The sequence below is a fragment of the Herbaspirillum sp. alder98 genome (assembly GCF_020179755.1).
In the GTDB taxonomy this organism is placed as follows: Bacteria; Pseudomonadota; Gammaproteobacteria; order Burkholderiales; family Burkholderiaceae_D; genus Herbaspirillum.
Window position 1 is genome coordinate 63008 of sequence record NZ_JAIUCY010000004.1, and the last position, 18709, is coordinate 81716.

Consider the following 18709-nt stretch of genomic DNA (forward strand, 5'->3'; position numbering starts at 1 on the left):
ACTGGACTGCTTACTGCGGTGGCGGCCCGCCCGGTGCACCCGGCGTGTGCGGCACGACCTTCATCCACTGGGTGGGGCAGTTCTGGACATACGGATAGTACGAACGGGTATCGGCGCAGTAATACCAGAAATCCTGGCGCGGCTGCTCGATGTAGACCGGCGGCGGCGCGCGCTCGACATACACCGGCGGCGGGTAATAGACCGGCGGGGGGTAGTAGATCGGACCGCCAATGACCACGCCACCATAAAAGCGCGGATGGGCGTAGGTGCTGCCGGACGCCATCAGGCCCGCCACGGCAAGTACGCCACAAATTCCGATTGCAGCCAGTTTCTTCATTTTTTTGCCTCTGGGAATGTCTCTGTATGCTTGGCTCCAGCGGGACCATCGTCAATGATCAGGTCCAGCCCTGGCGCGGCCTGTAGCCGCATTGCGCGCATGTGAACAATATACGCCGCGGCTCGCCCGGCCCGGCAAGATGTTTCAATTCGTAACTCACCGCAATATTGTTATACATGCCGTTGTCACGTCTTTGCATTCAACGGTCGGCCGCCGCCTGCGGATGACCGCGGCCGCCCTTTTCAAGCGCGACGGCAGCCAATAAAAAAGCGGGCCGGGGCATCGCGCCCTGCCCGCCTGCTCAGCGCTGCGCCCGATCAGCCCGGACGCGTCATGTCGGCCGGCTTGATCCAGTCGTTGAACTGTTGCTCGGTGACATACCCCAGCGCCAGCGCGGTCTCCTTGAGGGTGGTGCCGTCGTGGTGGGCCTGCTTGGCGATCTTGGCGGCCTTGTCGTAGCCGATATGCGGCGCCAGCGCCGTCACCAGCATCAACGAGCGTTCCATCAGGTCGGCGATACGGGCGTGATTGGCTTCGATGCCGCGCGCGCAGTGCTCTTCGAAACTGGCCATGCCGTCGGCCAGCAGCCGCACGCTCTGCAGGAAGTTATGCACGATCAGCGGCTTGAACACGTTCAGCTCGAAGTTGCCCGAGGCGCCGCCGATGTTGAGCGCGACGTCATTTCCGAACACCTGGGCGCACAGCATGGTCAGCGCCTCGCACTGGGTCGGGTTGACCTTGCCCGGCATGATCGAGCTGCCCGGTTCGTTTTCGGGGATGGTGATCTCGCCCAGCCCGGAGCGCGGGCCAGAGGCCAGCCAGCGCACGTCGTTGGCGATCTTCATCAATGCCGCCGACAGCGTCTTGAGGCCGCCGTGGGCCGCCACCAGCGCATCGTGACCGGCCAGCGCGGCGAACTTGTTGGGCGCCGTCTTGAACGGAAAACCGAAGTGGCGGGCCAGCTCGGCAGCCACCCGCTCACCGAATTCAGGGTGGGCATTGAGCCCGGTACCGACGGCGGTGCCGCCGGCGGCCAGTTCGGACACGCCGTTGAGGGTGGCGATGATGGCGCCTTCGGCATGCGACAGCTGGGCCACATAGCCCGAGAATTCCTGGCCCAGCGTCAACGGCGTGGCGTCCTGCAGGTGGGTACGGCCGATCTTGACCACATCGGCGAAGCGGGTCGACTTCTCGTCGAGGGTGGCGCGCAACTTGTGGATCGACGGGATCAGCGCGGTCGCCACCGCCATGCAGGCAGCCACGTGCATGGCGGTCGGGAAGATATCGTTGGACGACTGGCTGCGGTTGACATCGTCATTGGGGTGGATCAGGCGCTCTTCGCCGCGCACGCCACCCAGGATCTCGGAGGCGCGGTTGGCCAGCACCTCGTTCATGTTCATGTTGCTCTGGGTGCCGGAACCGGTCTGCCAGACCGACAGCGGAAACTCGAGCGGATGGCGGCCGGCAATGACCTCGTCGGCGGCGGCGATGATGGCATCGGCCTTCTTGGCGTCGAGCTTGCCGAGGTCGCGGTTGACCGTGGCACAGGCGCGCTTGACGGCCGCCAGCGCGACGATCAGCTCGGTCGGCATGCGTTCGGTGGAGATATGGAAATGATGCAGCGAGCGTTCGGTCTGCGCCCCCCACAGCCGGTCATCAGGGACTTCGATCAGGCCAAAGGTGTCGCGCTCCATGCGATGTTTCATTGCGTATTTCTCCGTAAGTTGGAGAACCTGTCACGCCAACAGGACGATGCTTGCATGGCCCGGCTCCGGATCGGAGCGCAGGCGGCCTGTTAGCGAAACGGGTTCATGGGCCATCCGGCCCGATAACCCCGTACGGCTCTGGCTTGGCACTGCCGGCTGAGCAATAGGAGATGCTTGAAAACAGGGCCGCGTCACCTGGCGGTGCGCGGCCCTTGAACACTGTCGTTACTTGCTGCGGGCGCCCGGATCGGGCAGCACACAGGCGTCGATGACCTGCAGGTCGTTATCCTTGGCGAAGCTGACCACGAAGTGATAGGCCAGCGGCTCGAGCTCGCGCAGCGCCTGGTTGACCACCACCGAGCGCACGCCGTCGATCATCGTCGGCAGCACATAGGGGGAATACTTCAGGTGTGCATTGCGTCCGCCGGACCCTGCTGGCCGAAAGCACGACATGACGCCGCACAACCGCTCGGCCCAGTCGCTCGGACGAAACTGCCGGCCGTCGGAGGTCTTGCCGAGGATGATGAATTCGTGCGCTGGCGCGTTGTCGGGTTTGATGGGATCAGCCATACATGCAATTCTTCTAAAGCCCTTGCAACCGAATGCCCTGGTCCTGGTGGGACGGGAGCCCTTGACGCCATGGTGCCTTCGCATCGCTGCGTGGGTGCCAATGACGCTGAGTATTATATCTTATAGAAGACTTGGCTTGGTAGCGCTGCGGCCATGCTTCCGAAGATGCGACCGAGTATACCGGGCCGCGCCTGCTTGCGCTGCAAAGAAAAAACGGGCCGAAGCCCGTTTATTTCCCTATCGCAACTACTACCCCATCCAGACTGCCACCGACAGCAGCAGCAGCACGAACATCCACAGCAACAAGGCGCGCCAGACCAGGCCCACCGTGCTTTGCAGGGTGCGTGGCGATGGCGTGTCGCCGGGCAGGCCGTCGGTTTCCTCGGGCAGCGTGTCGACCGTGGCGGCGTCGGCCGGCAGGATGATGCCGGCGGCGGCTTCCTTGGGGGTGCCGAAGCGCACGCCCATGGCGCCGCCACCGGAGGCGAGAATGATGCCGACGGCTTCATCGTCCCAGCGACTGGCGAAATTGCGCCAGGCGTAGATGGCGTCTTCGAAGTTGCCGACCACCGCAAAGGCGGCGGCGGTCAGGCGTGCCGGGATCCAGTCGATCCAGTAGAAGGCGCGGGCCGCGAAACGGCCAAAGGCCTCGGTGCGCATGTGATCGGGCTCGTTCCAGGCGCGCGAGAGGTACTCGGCCACGCGGTACATCACCGCCAGCGCCGGTCCGGCCGGCATCAGGAACCAGAAGAACACGCCGAAGACGTGGCGATGGGTGGTGATCAGGGCGCGCTCGGAGGCGATGCGGGCGATTTCGCTCACATCCATGCCGGTGGTGTCCTGCTTGGTCCATTCGCTCAGCAGCGCACGGGCGGTGATTTCGTCGCCGCTGTTCAAGGCCAGCTGGATCGACGTGAAATAGTGGCTGTAGTGGCGGAAACCCAGTGTCAGGTAGACGATCAGCACGTTCCAGGCAAAGGCGGCCACCGGGCTGATGCGCAGGCACAGCCAATAGATCAGCGCGGCGGGAATCGTCAGCGCGCCCACCATCACGGCCCATCCAAGGCGGCCATGGTGTGCATGGCCGGCGTTGAACCAGCCTTCTATGCTGCCGGCGAAGGACTTGATCGATGCATAAATCGGATTATCCGCACGCAGTGGTTTGAGTTGTTCGATTAACAGCGCAAAGAGAATAGAAAGAAATGTCATCAAGCAGCCTTAAGGGGTCTCGTGGGGCATACGATAGCGCAGTGCCTGATGGGAATCAAACAAATGATGGTCGATGCGGCTCAAGCAGCCGATTCAGCCGCGCAGGAAGTGGAACAGATTGCGCAACATGCCGGCGGTGGCGCCCCAGATGAAATAGCGCTGGTAAGGCATGGTGTAGAAGCTGCGACGCCCCACCGGCTCGGGCAGGTCGACCGAACGACGCTGGTGGTTCACGCCATCCATCAGGAAGGCCAGCGGCACCTCGAAGATCTCGGCCACCTCGCGGGTCTCGGCCACCGTCTCGAAGGGCGGCATGATCAGCCCGGCCACGGGCGTGACCCGATAACCGGTACCGGTGAAATAATCGGGCAGCGTGCCGATCACTTCGATATGGCTGCGCGCCAGGCCGATCTCTTCCTCGGTCTCGCGCAGGGCGGTATCGATGGCTGAAGCATCATAGTCTTCACGCCGCCCGCCCGGAAAGCTGATCTGCCCGGCATGATCCTTCAGGTCGGCGGTGCGCTGGGTGAATAAAAGGGTCGGTCCTTCCGGACGCAGCACGATCGGCATCAATACCGAAGCCGCCCGGAAGCGCGCCTTGGGGTCGGCCATGCGCGCGGCCTGGTCGCCGCTGTTCTCCGGTTCCCAACGCGGCGGATTGGCAAAGCGGTGACGCAGCCAATCGGCGGCCAGTCGTTCGCTCACGAGCGCATCCTCGCCGGCGACGGCGTCGATGGGAAGGCTGACAGGATCGAAACTGGCCACGGTGTTATTGATTCAAGAAAGGATATTGAAGAATTGGGGGCGCCCCGGACATAAAAAAAGAGGTGTCTCGCGACACCTCTTTTTCTTGAAGCACATGCATGCAGGAAATTACTCTGCTGCAGCAGCAGCGGCAGCCTTGGCAGCGCGGCTTGGCAGCTTTTCCTTGATACGTGCCGACTTGCCCGAACGTTCGCGCAGGTAGTACAGCTTGGCGCGACGCACGTCACCACGACGCTTGACTTCGATCGAAGCGATCAGCGGCGAGTACAACTGGAAAGTACGCTCGACGCCTTCGCCGGACGAGATCTTGCGAACGATGAAGTTCGAGTTCAGGCCACGGTTACGACGCGAAATCACCACACCTTCGTAGGCCTGGGCGCGCTTGCGGGTGCCTTCGACCACGTTGACGCTCACGATCACGGTGTCACCGGGGGCGAAAGCTGGGATGTTCTTGTTGAGACGCGCGATCTCTTCTTGCTCGAGTTGCTGGATCAGATCCATTTGATGCTCCTGTAACCATCTTGCTGGCGCCGGCGCCTTGCGGCGCACCCTATTGCCCAGTAGAGGATGGGGTTGACTCACAGCGGCATATGCCGCTGCACGTTACTGCGGGTACTGCTTTGCTACTTCGGTATCGCGCCACCCGCCGCTGGCGGCAGGTCGCGCAAGAACTTTTCATCGGCTTTGCTCAACAAGGCCTGTTCGCGTGCTTTCACGATCAGGTCCGGGCGCTTGGCCACGGTCGCCTCCAGCGCACGCTGGCGACGCCATTTCTGTATTTCTGCGTGATGCCCGCCCATCAGGACCGGCGGCACCGCCACGCCATCGTACTCTTCCGGGCGCGTATAGTGCGGACAGTCGAGCAAGCCGTTGACGAAGCTGTCTTCAACCGCCGAAGCGCCGTCGTTGAGCGCGCCCGGCAACAGCCGGATCACCGCATCCATCAACGCCATGGCCGGCAGCTCGCCACCGGACAACACGAAATCGCCGATGCTGATTTCTTCATCCACGCACTTGTCGAGCAACCGCTGGTCGATCGCTTCATAGCGACCGCACAACAAGACGGCCCCACTATCCTGCGACAGGCGCACCACCCGCTCATGCGTCAGCGGCGCGCCCTGCGGCGACAGGTAGATCACCCGTGGCCGGGCCAGCCCCTGCTGCTGCTGGCGCGCGCAAGCGGCCTCGATGGCTGCTTCCAGCGGCTTGGCCAACATCACCATGCCGGGGCCGCCACCATAGGGCCGGTCATCCACGGTGCGGTGGTTGTCGGTGGTGAAATCACGCGGATTCCACAACGACAGCCCCCAACGCTTCTGCTCCAGCGCCCGACGGGTAATGCCGGACTGCGACAAGGCCGCAAACATCTCGGGAAACAGAGTGACGACATCGAACTGCATCACGCCTCCATTTCCATGAATCCTGTTACCGCCGGGCCGGAAATGAAAAAACTGACCGCAGTCAGTAATCCAGGTCCCAGTCGACGATGATTTTTTTCTCTTGCAGCTGCACCGTCTTGACGAACTGGTCGACGTACGGAATCAACTGCTCAGTCTGGTTCGCGCCCGGCTTGCCATCGGCTGGCGCTTCGGGCAATGCCCGCGCCACCTTGAGGATGGGATGCGCGCCGTTGTCCATCATGTCGGACACCACGCCCAGTTGCACACCCTGCAGGTTTTCGACCGACAAACCGATCAGGTCAACCCAGTAGAACTCGCCGTCATCGAGCGCCGGAAAATGCCGGCGCGAGATATGAACGACATGGCCTTTCATCGCCTCGGCCGCATTGCGGTCAGCCACGCCGACCAGGCGCGCCACGACATCGCCGCTGTGCCCCTTGGACTGCATGACTTCAATATCCTGCTTAGGCGTACCTGGCTTGTCCAACCACCAGGTCTTGGCGCTGAGCAGGGCATCGGCGTCGGACGAATACGGCTTGACCCTGACCCATCCCTGGATGCCGTAGGCTCCCGTCACATACCCGACGGTCACGAGGTCGTCGGGAGCGGAGAAACCTGGCTGTACTGAATTATTCACGGATGAGACCAAACTGATTCACGCCCTGTGCCCGAAGGCACCGGTCGATACTGATCAGGCTGCTGCCTTTTTGCCAGCGTCGGCCACCAGACGAGCAACGGTCGGCGACAGTTGTGCGCCAACGCCTTGCCAGTGAGCCAGACGATCTGCAGCGATACGGACGATTTCTTCCTTGCCCGATGCAACCGGGTTGTAGAAGCCGATACGCTCGATGAAACGGCCATCGCGACGATTGCGCGAATCAGTTGCAACGATGTTGTAGAAGGGACGCTTTTTGGCGCCGCCACGTGCTAAACGAATAACGACCATAATGATTCCAGTAAGAATACGGACACGGAAAAGCCGCAGATTATAACGGGATTCGCCCCGGTGCGGCAACCAGATTACCGCTTTTGTGTGCACATCCAACGTGCTGCGGCCATCGCCAGTATCAATAAGTGTCAAAGAACTAACAAAATCTGCAGATCAGGTTGCCACTCGGTAAGTGGCCAGCCTTCGACTATACTGGTCCGTCCACCCCGGGAGACACCATTGGCGACACCGCACAAGAACAAGACCTTCAGCACCTTTCTGGCCGCCGTGCTGGGCGGCATCGGCGTCCACCGCTTCTATCTCCATGGATTGCGCGACCGCTTCGGCTGGTTGCATGTGCTGTCGGTGCCGCTGTCATTGGCGCTGGCGCAGGCTTTCCCTGCTGCGCCCGCTTTATTTACGGCGTTGCCGCTGGTGCTGTCGATATTGGTCGGGGCGCTCGAAGCGCTGGTGATCGGCCTGACCCCGGACGAGAAGTGGGACCTGCGGCATAACACCGGCAGCACGCGCCAGTCCGAATCGCACTGGATACTGGCGGTGATCCTGGTATTGACGGCCGGCGCGGGCGCGATGGGCTTGATTGCCTTGCTGGCGCGCAGTTTCGACCTGTTATTTACGGGCGGGGCGTTTGGCTAAACCTGCAAACGACGCTGGCCCCTGACTTTCGTCAGGGCGACGGGATCAAGTTATTCATTGCCCCCGTCGTGCCGGCCAAGGCCGGCACCCAGCGACTTCAACCCCTCAGAACTGGTCTTCTTCCAGCGCCATCACCGACGCCGCGCCTTCCACGATGGCGGTCCGATAGGCCAGCGCCTGCGGCAGGATCTGGTCGACAAAGAAGCGCGCCGTCACCAGCTTGGCCTGATAGAACTTGATGTCGCCCTCGCCGGCCTTGATCTTGTCGACCGCCACCAGCGCAGCACGCGCCATCTGCCAGCCGCCCAGCACCACGCCGGCCATCTTCAGATACGTCACGCTGCCGGCGAACACCGACTTGATATCGCCCTTGATATTGGCCACCACGAAATCGACCACCTGCTCCAGCGCCGTGGCCGCTTCGTCCAGCCGCGCACCGATGGCCTGCAACTGGGCATCACCCTGCAGTTCGCCCACGGTCTTGCGCACTTGGCCGATCAGGCCCTTGGCCACCGCCCCACCGTCGCGCGCGGTCTTGCGGCCGACCAGGTCATTGGCCTGGATCGCGGTGGTGCCCTCATAGATCGAGAGGATGCGCGCATCGCGATAGTGCTGCGCGGCGCCCGTCTCTTCGATGAAGCCCATGCCGCCGTGCACCTGCACGCCGGTCGAGGTGACGTCGATGGCCAGCTCGGTCGACCAGCCCTTGACGATCGGCACCAGGTATTCATAACAGGCCTGGTTGGCCCGGCGCGTGGCCTCGTCCGCATGGTGATGCGCGGCATCCGAACTGGCGGCCGCCACATACGCCAGCGCGCGCGCGGCCTCGATCTGGGCCCGCATCATCAGCAGCATGCGCCGCACATCGGGTTGATGGATGATGGTGACGGGCCCGGGCGAGCCGGCCAGGTCCCGGGATTGCACGCGGTCCTTGGCGTACGCCACGGCCTGTTGATAAGCACGTTCGGACACCGCCAGGCCCTGGATGCCGACCGCGAAGCGGGCCGCGTTCATCATGATGAACATGTATTCCAGTCCGCGATTTTCTTCGCCGACCAGCGTGCCGATGGCGCCGCCATGGTCGCCGAACTGCAGCACCGCCGTCGGGCTGGCCTTGATGCCCAGCTTGTGTTCGATCGAAACGCAGTGCACGTCGTTGCGCTCGCCCAGGCTGCCGTCGTCCTTGACCAGGAACTTGGGCACCACGAACAGCGAGATGCCCTTGACGCCCTCGGGCGCATTGGGCGTGCGGGCCAGCACCAGGTGCACGATGTTCTCTGCCATGTCGTGCTCACCATAGGTGATGAAGATCTTGGTGCCGAATATCTTGTAGGTGCCGTCGCCCTCGGGCACTGCCCGCGTGCGCACCAGCGCCAGGTCGGAGCCGGCTTGCGGCTCGGTCAGGTTCATGGTGCCGGTCCACTTGCCCGAGATGAAATTGGCGATGAAGGCCTCTTGCTGCGCATGGCTGCCGGCCGTGATCAGGGCCTCGATGGTGCCATCGGTGAGCAGCGGGCACAGGGCAAACGCCAGGTTGGCCGAATTGAGCATCTCGATGCAGGGCGTGGCCAGCAACTTGGGCAAGCCCTGACCGCCGAACTCGACCGGATGCTGCACGCCCTGCCAGCCGGCTGCGCCGAACTGGTGGAAGGCTTCCTTGAACCCGGCGCTGGTGGTGACACGTCCATCGGCCCAGGAACTGGGTTCCTTGTCGCCCGAATGGTTCAGCGGCGCCACCACTTCGCTGCAAAAGCGCGCATTTTCTTCGAGGATCGCCTCGGCGGTCTCGGGCGAGGCGTCTTCGCAGCCTGGCAAGGCGTTGATCGCGGCCAGTCCGGCCAGTTCGTTCATGACGAACAGCATGTCTTTCAGGGGCGCGGCATAAGTCATTCTTGTCTCTCCTCTCACTAGCGATCTGGCGTCGCTCGGGCTCAAAAAAATGCGTCCGCAGCAAAAGCGCTGGCGGATGGAATTACCCCGGCATCAGCCGGGGTAAAGGTCAAACGATTGTCACTACTCAGCCGAGCTGCTTGACCAGCTCCGGCACGATCTCGAACAGATCGCCCACGATGCCGTAGTCGGCCACCGAGAAGATCGGCGCTTCTTCGTCCTTGTTGATGGCGACGATGACCTTGGAGTCTTTCATCCCGGCCAGGTGCTGGATCGCGCCCGAGATACCGACGGCGATGTACAGCTGCGGCGCGACGATCTTGCCGGTCTGGCCGACCTGCCAGTCGTTGGGCACGTAGCCGGCGTCGACTGCCGCACGCGAGGCGCCCATGGCGGCATTGAGCTTGTCGGCCAGTGGTTCCAGAATCTTGAAGCTTTCCGACGAACCCATGCCGCGACCGCCCGACACGATGATCTTGGCAGCGGTCAGTTCAGGACGATCCGACTTGGCCACTTCACGACCGACGAAGCTGGACTTGCCCGAATCAGCCACTGCCGTGATGCTTTCAACAGCCGCGCTGCCACCCGTGCCCGCCGGATCGAAACCGGTGGTGCGCACGGTGATCACCTTGATGGCGTCGGTCGACTGCACGGTGGCAATGGCGTTGCCGGCATAGATCGGACGCTCGAAGGTATCCGGCGCATCGACCTTGGTGATGTCCGAGATCTGACCCACATCGAGCAGGGCCGCCACGCGCGGCAGGATGTTCTTGCCGTAGGCGGTGGCCGGCGCCAGGATGTGGCTGTAGTCCTTGGCAATCGCCAGCACCTGGGCGGCGACGTTCTCGGCCAGGCCATCGGCAAACTGCGCGCCATCGGCCAGCAGGACCTTGGCCACGCCCGCGACTTGCGCAGCGGCGTCGGCGGCCGCCTTGGCATTGGAACCGGCGACCAGCACGTGGACCTCACCACCGGCCTGCACGGCCGCGGTGATGGTGTTGAGGGTGCTGCCCTTCAGGCTGGCATTGTCGTGTTCTGCAATAACGAGTGCGGTCATGGTTAGATCACCTTGGCTTCATTTTTCAACTTGGCCACGAGTGTGGCCACATCGGGCACCTTCACGCCGGCGCTGCGCTTGGCAGGCTCGACCACCTTGAGCGTCTTCACGCGAGGCGTCACGTCCACGCCCAGTTCGTCGGGCTTGACGGTGTCGAGCGTCTTCTTCTTGGCCTTCATGATGTTGGGCAGCGTCACATAACGCGGCTCGTTCAGGCGCAGGTCGGTGGTGATGATGGCCGGCAGCGTCAGGGCCAGGGTTTCCAGGCCGCCGTCGACTTCGCGGGTGACCGTGACACGGCCGTCTTCCAGCACGACCTTGGAGGCGAAGGTGGCTTGCGGCCAGCCCAACAGCGCGGCCAGCATCTGGCCGGTCTGGTTGCAGTCGTCATCGATGGCCTGCTTGCCCAGGATGATCAGTTGCGGCTGCTCTTTCTCGGCCAGGGCCTTGAGGATCTTGGCTACCGCCAGCGGTTGCAGTTCGACCTCGGCGCCCACTTCGGCCAGGATCGCGCGATCGGCGCCGATGGCCATGGCCGTGCGCAGGGTTTCCTGGCATTGCGTCACACCGGCCGAGACCGCGATCACCTCGGTCACTTTACCGCCTTCTTTCAGGCGCACCGCTTCTTCCACGGCGATTTCGTCGAACGGGTTCATCGACATCTTGACGTTGGCAATGTCCACGCCACTGCCGTCGCTCTTGACGCGCACCTTGACGTTGTAATCCACGACGCGCTTGACTGGTACTAATACTTTCATCGCATGGCCTTTGAAAAAACGAATTGACGTAAACGTAAAGCTTTTGCCGGATTATAAGTGCAAATTGACAAAACGACTTTTATTTAGCACGGTCGTTCTATTTAAGTTCGCAGCATACACATTAAAGGTGGCAAACGGAAGGGGAAAGCGCTGCGCGCCGTGCTGCGCCGCAATAAGCAAACCGGACTGTCACCAGCCGGGCGACTTAGAGCGCCAGATGCGGCACGGTCTCGCCGCGCAGGCCGGCAATCAGGTTGTCGACGGCCAGCTCGGCCATCGCCAGGCGGGTCTCGTGGGTGGCCGAACCGATGTGCGGCAGGGCCACCACATTGGACAGGCTCAACAACGGCGAATCGGCCGGCAACGGCTCGACCTCGAACACGTCGAGCCCGGCGGCGTGAATGGTCTTGTCCTGCAAGGCGCGCACCAGGGCCGCCTCGTCGACGATGCGTCCGCGGGAAGCATTGATGAAGATGGCGCTGCGCTTCATCAGCCCGAATTCGCGGGCCCCGAACATGCGTTCGGTCTGCGCCGTCAGCGGCAGCATCAGGCAGACGAAGTCGGATTGCGCCAGCAGGTCTTCCTTGCTGACGAAAGTAGCGTCGAGCTCGCGCTCGGCTTCCGGGTTGGGACGCGTGTTGTTATACAGGATCTTCATGCCGAAGCCATGATGGGCACGGCGCGCCACGGCCGAGCCGATACGCCCCATGCCGATCATGCCCAGCGTCTTGCCGTGGACATTGACGCCGAACTGGGCCTCGCCGATGCTGCCCTTCCACTGCCCGGCCTTGACCAGTTCGGCCAGTTCCACCACGCGCCGCGCGCTGGACAGGATCAGGGCGAAGATGGTGTCGGCGGTGGCTTCGTTGAGCACGCCCGGGGTATGCGCCAGTTGCAGGCCGCGCTGCCGGAAGTAATTCAGGTCGAACTGGTCGACGCCGACCGAGACGGTGGAGGCGATGCGCAGGTCGGGGGCGGCCTCCAGCAAATCGTTGGAAATCTGCAGGCTGGCGCCGATCATGCCGTGCGCGCTCTTGAGGGCCTCGGCGAAGGCGTCGCGATTGCCGGCATCGACGCGATCGAAGGCGGTCACATCGAACTCGGCGCGCAGCCGCTCCATCAGGTGTTCGGGTAATTTCTTGTACACCACCACGCGCTGCTTCATCGACACTCCATCCTGGTTGAATTAGTCCATCTAACCTGCCGCGTCCAGCTCGGCCCGGGTCGGCAAGCCTTCCATGTCGCCCACCACCTGGATGGCGAAGGCGCCGATACGGTTGCCGCGCAACACGGCCTGCTCTATCGTCAGTCCTTCCAGCAAGCCGCTGATGACGCCCACGGCAAAGCCGTCGCCGGCGCCCACCGTGTCCACCACTTCCTTGACCGGCACGCCCTGCACCACGCCTTCGCCTTGCGCATTGCGATAATAGGCACCCTGCTCGCCGAGCTTGACCACGACTAACGAAACGCCGCGATCCAGATAGAAGGCGGCGATATCGCGGGGCTCAGTGTAACCCGTCAGGATTTTTCCTTCAGACAGCCCCGGCAAGACCCAGTCGGCCTTGAACGCCAGGGCGTTGAGCTGCTGTGCCATGACTTGCTGCGAAGGCCACAGCATCGGCCGCAGGTTAGGGTCGAACGAAATGGTCTTGCCCCGCGCCCGCATGAAGTCCAGCGCATGATGCGCCAGCGCCATGGTGGTCGCCGACAGGGCCGGCGCGATGCCGGTGGCATGCAGATGGCGCGCGCCGCCAAAATAAGCTTCATCGAAATCGGCCGGTGACAGATGACTGGCCGCCGATCCCTTGCGGTAATACTCGATGGCCGGATCGGCGCCGCCGACGGCCCGGGCCTTGAGCTGGATCGCCGTGCGGAAGTCGGGATCGGTCACCACCCGGCTGACATCGACGCCCTCTTGCGCCACCCGCTTGCAGATGAAGCGGCCGAACGAATCGTTGCCGACCCGGCTGACCCAGCCCACCTTCAGGCCCAGTCGCGCCAGGCCGATGGCCACATTGGTCTCGGCCCCGGCCAGGCGGCGGGTGTATTTCTCGACGTCCTCGAAGGCGCCGACCTGGTCAGCCACCAGCAAGGCCAGCGACTCGCCATAGGCGGCCACATCCAGCTGCACTGCGGTTGATGTCATGATGGTCTTTCGTCAAACGGTGGCCAGCAGGGCCACATAGCGGCGCGTGACTTCTTCCAGGTCGCTGCCGACCAGCGGAAACTCGATGGCGCGCTGTATGCCCTGCGGGAAATGCGACATCAGGCTGGGCCAGTAGGTATCCTGCGCCTCCAGCGGCACCGCCTTGAGCTTGCCGTGATCGTCGCGCACGCCCTTGCAATGCACATAGCGGACATGCGGCGCCAGGGTGCGTGCGGCCAGTTCGGGATCGACCCCGTTCCAGCGCCAGTTGCCGATATCGAAGGTCAAGCCGAAGGTATAACCATTGCCGGTGCACAGCGACAGAAAACTGACGATCGGCTCCAGCCGCCCGCCTTGCGCGGTCTGGTCGTTTTCGAGCAGCACCTCGACCGGCGCCTGCGCCAGGTAGCGCAGCAGGTTCTGTAGGTCGCTGGCGCCCGAGAAATGCCCGAGCGACACCTTCAGGTAACGCGCCCCCACCTGTTCGGCCTCATTCATGGCCAGGTCGATCTGGTCGCGATCAAAACGACCATCAGTGCCGAACAGCTCGAACGGCGCCGAATAGACCGAAAACAGACGGTGCCGCGCGATCAGCGCCCGCAGCGCCTGCAGGTCCTGCGGGCCATCGAACAGCTCGCGCCGAATCTCCAGCCCGGCGGCGCCGGCATTGGCCACCATGTGCACCAGGTCCGCATGGCCTACCCGGCGCACCAGATCAGCCCCGTAGGCCGACGCGGCGACCAGCACCGGCGTCATTTGATATTTCCCGCGCCGATGAACTGCTTGGCTTCAGCAGTCTGCGGATCGGCGAAGAATTCCTTGGACGGACGCGCCTCCCACACCTTGCCCTGGTGCATGAACACGGTGATGTCGGCCACCCGGCGGGCGAACTCCATTTCGTGCGTCACCAGCAGCATGGTCATGCCGCCGCGCGCCAGTTCTTCCATCACCTTCAGCACTTCGGCGGTGAGCTCGGGATCGAGCGCGGAGGTGACTTCGTCGAACAGCATCACCTGCGGCTCCATGGCCAGCGAACGGGCAATCGCCACCCGCTGCTGCTGGCCACCCGAGAGTTGCTCGGGATAGGCGTCGCGCTTGTGCTCCAGCCCGACCTGGGTCAACACCCGGGTAGCGGTGGCGCGGCTGGTGTCGGTGGCGATCTTCTTGACGATGCGCGGCGACAGCATCACGTTCTCTTCGACCGTCAGGTGCGGAAACAGGTTGTAGTGCTGGAACACCATACCCACGTCCTTGCGCAGCTCGATGAGGTGTTCGTGGCGATTGGTCAGCTTGTGGCCGGCGACGGTGATGCTGCCGCCGTCGATGCTTTCCAGGCCGTTGATGCAACGGAGCATGGTGCTTTTTCCCGAACCGCTGCGGCCGATGACGGCCACCACCTGGCCACGTTCCACCGACAGCGAAATGCCGTTGAGGACCTGGTTGCTGCCGAAGCTCTTGGTGATGTTGTCGATCTCAACGATGGGCATGGTATTTCCTCTCAAGGGCGAAGCTGAACCGCGACAGCGGGTAACAGAAAACGAAGTAGATGGCGGCCACGATCGGGAACACCAGGAACGGCTGGAAGGTCGCGTTGCTGACCAGCTTGCCGGCCTGGGTCAGTTCGACCAGTCCGATGATCGAGGCAATCGAGGTGTTCTTGACGATCTGCACCAGGAAACCCACGGTCGGCGGCAGCGAGATACGCACCGCCTGCGGCAGGATCACATAACGCAGCTGCTGCCAGCGGGTCATGGCCAGCGCCGTGGAGGCCTCCCACTGCGGCACCGGAACCGCTTCGATGCAACCGCGCCAGATCTCGCCCAGGTAAGCGCTGGAATAGATCGTCATGGCGATGGTGGCGGCCACCATCGGCGGCAGCTTGAAACCATAGATCGCCAGGCCGTAGAACGACAGGAACAGGATGATCAGCACCGGCGTGCCCTGCACGATCTGGATATAGATCGCCGACAGGGTGCGCAGGACCTGCAGGTGCGAGGTGCGCATCAGCGCCACCAGGAAACCGGCGGCGCCACCCACCACGAAAGCCAGCAGCGATAGCAGGACCGTCCATTGCGCCGCTTCCAGCAGGAAGATGAACTGGTCGAGGGAAAATTCGGCAATCATTTACATTCTCCTCGGACGGGGTACGCCCAGACGGCGGCGACGTTTGAACACGACCAGGCCGATCAGCCAGAAAGCCAGGCGGAACAGCAAGGCCAGCAGGATGTACATCACCATCACCACCAGGTAAATCTCGAAGCTGCGGAAGGTCTCGGCATCGAGCAGGTTGGCGGTGGCCGTGAGCTCTTCGGCCGAGATCGCCGAGACCACGCTGGAGGCCAGCATCATCAGCGTGAACTGGCTGGCCAGCGCCGGGTAGACTTTCTCCAGCGCCGGGGTCAGCACCACGTGACGGATGATCTGCCCGCGCGTCATGGCCAGCGCATGCGCCGCCTCGATCTGGGACGGGTGGATCGCCATCATGCCGGCGCGCACGATCTCGGTCGAATAAGCGCCCAGGTTGACCGTCATCGCCACCAGCGCCGCGATATTGGCATCGACCTGGATGCCGGCGGCAGGCAAGCCAAAGAAAATAATGAACAACTGCACCAGGAAAGGCGTGCTGCGGATCAGCTCGACATAGGAGGTGACCGCAAAGCGGGCCGGCCGGGTACCGTGAATGCTCACGATCGCCCCGAAGATGCCCACGGCCAAACCGCAGATCATCGACAGCGCGCTCAAGCGGATGGTGAGCAGCGCGCCCATCAGCAACTGATCCAGATGCTGGAAGATGAACGCAAACTGAAATTCGTAATGCATTGTGTGCTCCTTGCCTTCACCCGGTGAACCCGGGAGTTACAAGTCTGGCAATCAGGTACTCAAGACAACCCAACGCCAGCTTTGCTTTATGTCATGGGATAACAAGAACTTCACCCATTATTATCAAACTTGCCCGAGATCCGTAGCGAGAGACCGTCAGCGGTGCGCAGAGCAGCGCAGGTACCGGAATGTACTTCAGTACATGAGGATGCCGAGCAGCGCATGCGCGCCGATCACGGTCTCGCAGTAGGATCCCGGGTAAGTTTTAGAACACTGGCAGGTTTGGCAACGGGCCGGACCACTTGCGCGAGATGGCATCCAGTTCGCCGTTCAGCTTGACGTAGTAGATGAAGTTGTTGAGCCATTCGCGCAGTTCATACGAACCCTTGCGCACGGTCATCGAGTTAGGCTGCACCGAGTACGGGAACTTGACTTCGATCTTGCCCTGGCCACGGGTCTTCACGATCTCGGTCGCCATGGTGTTAGGAATCGAAATCGCATCGACCTGGTTCGACAGCAAGGCCTGGGTCACGGTCGAGTCATCCTCGAAGCGCACCAGCACCGTGCCGGCAGGCGCCAGACGGGTCAGCGCGGTGTCGTTGGTGCTGCCGCGCGAGACGCCGACCTTCTTCTTCACCAGGTCGTCGAGCTTCTTGAAGTTGCTGCCGACCGGGCCCACGATGGACAATTCGAAACCGCTGTAAGGCATGGTGAACAGCACCGCCTTGGCGCGCTCAGGTGTCGGCGCCAGGGTAGCGGCCAGCATGTCGACCTTGCCGGACTCCAGCGCCGGGATGCGGGCGGGCGGCACCAGTGGCACGATCTCGACCGGCAGGCCCAGATACTTGCCGATCAGATTGGCGACGTCGACGTCGTAACCGATCGGAACGCCCTTGGCATCGACGCTGCCGAAGGGCGGCGTGCCGCTGACCACGCCGATGGTGATCTTGCCCTTCTTGGTCAATTCCGAAATGCTCTGCGCGCTGGCGCTGACGGCGGCGCCCGCAGCGCAGGTCGCGGCCAGAGTCAACGCAATGAATTTGGTGCCGAAAAGTTTCCTGATGTTCATCCTAGTCTCCTGAAAATGTGCCGCACAGGTGTACGGCAGTCGGTCTGGCGCGATTTCCCGTTCGCATCGAACAGGTTCTTCACCCTCTTTGCTGCTGGCCTGATGCTGCCCAGGTCTTCTTGCTACTGCTGAACTGTTTTAGGGTCTTACCAGTACTGCGCACTGGGACCGGTTCCATCACTGGACTTATAAAGGCGCGCCGGTGCCGCCGCCGATCTTCCCTGCAATCCGGCTGCACAGCGCCAGTGCCTCGTCATCGGCCACGCTGCAACTCGACTTGCGATGAATCAGGCGGCCGTCGAGCAGGATCTCCATGCGCACCGAGCGCTCGCCATTGATCCGCACCAGCAACCGCTCGATGGCAGTAAAACCGATTTCATAAGTAGGTTGTTCGATGGTGCTGATACCGCATCCCACCAGCGGCGACCAGGCCAACTCATCGAAACACAGCAGGCCGACATCGTCGGGAAACTGCAGCTTCATGCTTTGCAACGCCAGCGCGATCTGCAACGAGACCATGCCGTTACCGGCCAGGATCGCAATGCGTCCACTGCTGTGGCGCCGCCGCTCGAAGAACTCGCGCAACACCGTGGCCACATGCCCCGGCTGGTCGAGATGCACTTCGAGGGTTTCGCCATGACCATTGGCGCATCCCGCCATCGCCTGCAGAAAACCCGCCTGTCGTCCCTGGCGTGAACTCACGCCGTAGAGCGGCTGCACCACCAGTGCGATATCGGTATACCCCTGCGCCAGCAGATGTTGCGTCGCCAGCCGCGCGGCATTGACGTTATCGAGACCGACCAGGTCGAAGTCGCAACCATCGATGCGGCGGTCCAGCAGCACCACCGGGAAAGCCGCCTGCCCCAACTCCTTGAGCGGCGCCACGCTGCGCCCCTGGGTATTGAACAGCAGCCCTTCGACACTGTACGAATGCAAGGCCGCCAGCGATTGCTTCTCGCGCTTTTCATCATTGCCGGTATTGCACAGCATCAGCGTGTAACCATGCTTCTGGCATGCCGCTTCGGCGCCATGCAGCACCGCCACCGAATACGGATTCAGGATGTCGGCCACCAGCATCCCGATGAGCCGCGTACGACCGCCCTTGAGACCGCGCGCCATCTGGCTGGGCTGATAGCCGAGCCGTTTGATGGTGGCGTCGATCTGTTCGCGCAAATGCTGCGACAGGGCGTCGAACTCGCCGCCGAGAAATCGCGATACGCTGGTTTTCGACACGCCGGCCTCACGCGCAACCTGCGCGATGGTGACCCGGTCGGTGCCGGTTCTTATGCTTTGTCTCACTGTTGCCCGCCAAATCAGATGATAGTGATCGTTCGATTTGTACTGCCTTCGGTTCCGGGCTGTTCATTTTTGAATCTTTTGGAACCGGTTCCAAGATA

The 18709-nt window shown here is 62.6% G+C and carries 21 protein-coding genes; 1 reads left to right on the top strand and 20 read right to left on the bottom strand.

The genetic code is table 11. The features are described 5' to 3' along the window. Positions 1–10: 10 nt before the first annotated feature. The 9 genes from LBW87_RS10810 to rpsP form a co-directional block, all read right to left on the bottom strand. A complete protein-coding gene (locus tag LBW87_RS10810; RefSeq protein WP_225201474.1) occupies positions 11–337 on the bottom strand; it encodes a hypothetical protein in 327 nt (108 codons plus the stop codon). 317 nt (positions 338–654) lie between these two features. Then, positions 655–2043 (bottom strand): class II fumarate hydratase, encoded by a 1389-nt coding sequence (fumC, locus tag LBW87_RS10815; protein WP_225201476.1) that lies wholly within the window; start codon positions 2041–2043, stop codon positions 655–657. Between the two features lie 225 nt (positions 2044–2268). After that, a complete protein-coding gene (locus LBW87_RS10820; RefSeq protein WP_225201477.1) occupies positions 2269–2613 on the bottom strand; it encodes a DUF3579 domain-containing protein in 345 nt (114 codons plus the stop codon). A gap of 249 nt (positions 2614–2862) precedes the next feature. After that, positions 2863–3822 carry a CobD/CbiB family protein gene (locus tag LBW87_RS10825; protein ID WP_225201479.1) on the bottom strand — a complete coding sequence of 320 codons (960 nt, stop codon included), beginning with the start codon at positions 3820–3822 and terminating at the stop codon, positions 2863–2865. A 93-nt stretch (positions 3823–3915) separates the two neighbouring features. Continuing rightward, positions 3916–4587 (bottom strand): CoA pyrophosphatase, encoded by a 672-nt coding sequence (locus LBW87_RS10830; protein WP_225201480.1) that lies wholly within the window; start codon positions 4585–4587, stop codon positions 3916–3918. A gap of 108 nt (positions 4588–4695) precedes the next feature. Beyond that, positions 4696–5088: a 50S ribosomal protein L19 gene (gene rplS / locus LBW87_RS10835; RefSeq protein WP_008116718.1), complete on the bottom strand. Its 393-nt coding sequence runs from the start codon at positions 5086–5088 to the stop codon at positions 4696–4698. A gap of 122 nt (positions 5089–5210) precedes the next feature. Beyond that, entirely contained in the window at positions 5211–5987 is a 777-nt protein-coding gene (gene trmD, locus LBW87_RS10840) for a tRNA (guanosine(37)-N1)-methyltransferase TrmD (protein WP_225201481.1), read from the bottom strand. A gap of 61 nt (positions 5988–6048) precedes the next feature. Further along, positions 6049–6624: a ribosome maturation factor RimM gene (rimM, locus tag LBW87_RS10845; RefSeq protein WP_225201482.1), complete on the bottom strand. Its 576-nt coding sequence runs from the start codon at positions 6622–6624 to the stop codon at positions 6049–6051. A 54-nt stretch (positions 6625–6678) separates the two neighbouring features. Further along, positions 6679–6933, bottom strand: coding sequence for a 30S ribosomal protein S16 (gene rpsP, locus LBW87_RS10850; RefSeq protein ID WP_008116712.1), 255 nt, complete (start codon positions 6931–6933; stop codon positions 6679–6681). 222 nt (positions 6934–7155) lie between these two features. On the opposite strand from rpsP, the gene LBW87_RS10855 reads away from it, so the two are divergent. Then, a complete protein-coding gene (locus LBW87_RS10855; RefSeq protein ID WP_225201483.1) occupies positions 7156–7572 on the top strand; it encodes an NINE protein in 417 nt (138 codons plus the stop codon). A 105-nt stretch (positions 7573–7677) separates the two neighbouring features. On the opposite strand, the gene LBW87_RS10860 is transcribed toward LBW87_RS10855, so the two are convergent. The 11 genes from LBW87_RS10860 to LBW87_RS10910 form a co-directional block, all read right to left on the bottom strand. Continuing rightward, positions 7678–9462 (bottom strand): acyl-CoA dehydrogenase, encoded by a 1785-nt coding sequence (locus tag LBW87_RS10860; RefSeq protein ID WP_225201484.1) that lies wholly within the window; start codon positions 9460–9462, stop codon positions 7678–7680. A gap of 127 nt (positions 9463–9589) precedes the next feature. Continuing rightward, positions 9590–10519: an electron transfer flavoprotein subunit alpha/FixB family protein gene (locus tag LBW87_RS10865; protein WP_225201485.1), complete on the bottom strand. Its 930-nt coding sequence runs from the start codon at positions 10517–10519 to the stop codon at positions 9590–9592. Between the two features lie 2 nt (positions 10520–10521). Beyond that, a complete protein-coding gene (locus LBW87_RS10870) occupies positions 10522–11277 on the bottom strand; it encodes an electron transfer flavoprotein subunit beta/FixA family protein (RefSeq protein ID WP_225201486.1) in 756 nt (251 codons plus the stop codon). 205 nt (positions 11278–11482) lie between these two features. After that, a complete protein-coding gene (locus LBW87_RS10875; RefSeq protein WP_225201487.1) occupies positions 11483–12442 on the bottom strand; it encodes a 2-hydroxyacid dehydrogenase in 960 nt (319 codons plus the stop codon). Between the two features lie 30 nt (positions 12443–12472). Then, complete coding sequence (locus LBW87_RS10880) at positions 12473–13423, bottom strand: sugar kinase (protein WP_225201488.1); 951 nt, start codon at positions 13421–13423, stop codon at positions 12473–12475. A 12-nt stretch (positions 13424–13435) separates the two neighbouring features. Further along, positions 13436–14179 (bottom strand): sugar phosphate isomerase/epimerase family protein, encoded by a 744-nt coding sequence (locus tag LBW87_RS10885; protein ID WP_225201489.1) that lies wholly within the window; start codon positions 14177–14179, stop codon positions 13436–13438. Then, positions 14176–14910 carry an amino acid ABC transporter ATP-binding protein gene (locus LBW87_RS10890; protein ID WP_225201490.1) on the bottom strand — a complete coding sequence of 245 codons (735 nt, stop codon included), beginning with the start codon at positions 14908–14910 and terminating at the stop codon, positions 14176–14178. Before LBW87_RS10890 ends, LBW87_RS10885 begins: the two co-directional genes overlap by 4 nt. Beyond that, positions 14897–15547, bottom strand: a complete 651-nt coding sequence (locus LBW87_RS10895; RefSeq protein WP_225201491.1) for an amino acid ABC transporter permease — start codon at positions 15545–15547, stop codon at positions 14897–14899. The genes LBW87_RS10890 and LBW87_RS10895 overlap by 14 nt, the downstream gene beginning before the upstream one ends. Next, complete coding sequence (locus LBW87_RS10900; RefSeq protein WP_225201492.1) at positions 15548–16243, bottom strand: amino acid ABC transporter permease; 696 nt, start codon at positions 16241–16243, stop codon at positions 15548–15550. 265 nt (positions 16244–16508) lie between these two features. Then, positions 16509–17312 (bottom strand): transporter substrate-binding domain-containing protein, encoded by an 804-nt coding sequence (locus tag LBW87_RS10905; RefSeq protein WP_225201493.1) that lies wholly within the window; start codon positions 17310–17312, stop codon positions 16509–16511. 186 nt (positions 17313–17498) lie between these two features. Next, on the bottom strand, positions 17499–18611 hold the full coding sequence (locus LBW87_RS10910) for a LacI family DNA-binding transcriptional regulator (protein ID WP_225201494.1): 1113 nt from the start codon (positions 18609–18611) through the stop codon (positions 17499–17501). Positions 18612–18709: the final 98 nt, after the last annotated feature.

Bases quoted from the DNA above. Each gene is read 5' to 3' on its own strand.
- LBW87_RS10865 (WP_225201485.1), bottom strand. From the start codon at position 10,519: ATGACCGCACTCGTTATTGCAGAACACGACAATGCCAGCCTGAAGGGC.
- trmD (WP_225201481.1), bottom strand. From the start codon at position 5,987: ATGCAGTTCGATGTCGTCACTCTGTTTCCCGAGATGTTTGCGGCCTTG.
- fumC (WP_225201476.1), bottom strand. From the start codon at position 2,043: ATGAAACATCGCATGGAGCGCGACACCTTTGGCCTGATCGAAGTCCCT.
- LBW87_RS10825 (WP_225201479.1), bottom strand. From the start codon at position 3,822: ATGACATTTCTTTCTATTCTCTTTGCGCTGTTAATCGAACAACTCAAA.
- LBW87_RS10905 (WP_225201493.1), bottom strand. From the start codon at position 17,312: ATGAACATCAGGAAACTTTTCGGCACCAAATTCATTGCGTTGACTCTG.
- LBW87_RS10820 (WP_225201477.1), bottom strand. From the start codon at position 2,613: ATGGCTGATCCCATCAAACCCGACAACGCGCCAGCGCACGAATTCATC.
- LBW87_RS10860 (WP_225201484.1), bottom strand. From the start codon at position 9,462: ATGACTTATGCCGCGCCCCTGAAAGACATGCTGTTCGTCATGAACGAA.
- LBW87_RS10900 (WP_225201492.1), bottom strand. From the start codon at position 16,243: ATGCATTACGAATTTCAGTTTGCGTTCATCTTCCAGCATCTGGATCAG.
- rplS (WP_008116718.1), bottom strand. From the start codon at position 5,088: ATGGATCTGATCCAGCAACTCGAGCAAGAAGAGATCGCGCGTCTCAAC.
- LBW87_RS10870 (WP_225201486.1), bottom strand. From the start codon at position 11,277: ATGAAAGTATTAGTACCAGTCAAGCGCGTCGTGGATTACAACGTCAAG.
- LBW87_RS10890 (WP_225201490.1), bottom strand. From the start codon at position 14,910: ATGCCCATCGTTGAGATCGACAACATCACCAAGAGCTTCGGCAGCAAC.
- LBW87_RS10880 (WP_225201488.1), bottom strand. From the start codon at position 13,423: ATGACATCAACCGCAGTGCAGCTGGATGTGGCCGCCTATGGCGAGTCG.
- LBW87_RS10810 (WP_225201474.1), bottom strand. From the start codon at position 337: ATGAAGAAACTGGCTGCAATCGGAATTTGTGGCGTACTTGCCGTGGCG.
- LBW87_RS10895 (WP_225201491.1), bottom strand. From the start codon at position 15,547: ATGATTGCCGAATTTTCCCTCGACCAGTTCATCTTCCTGCTGGAAGCG.
- LBW87_RS10885 (WP_225201489.1), bottom strand. From the start codon at position 14,179: ATGACGCCGGTGCTGGTCGCCGCGTCGGCCTACGGGGCTGATCTGGTG.
- LBW87_RS10875 (WP_225201487.1), bottom strand. From the start codon at position 12,442: ATGAAGCAGCGCGTGGTGGTGTACAAGAAATTACCCGAACACCTGATG.
- rpsP (WP_008116712.1), bottom strand. From the start codon at position 6,933: ATGGTCGTTATTCGTTTAGCACGTGGCGGCGCCAAAAAGCGTCCCTTC.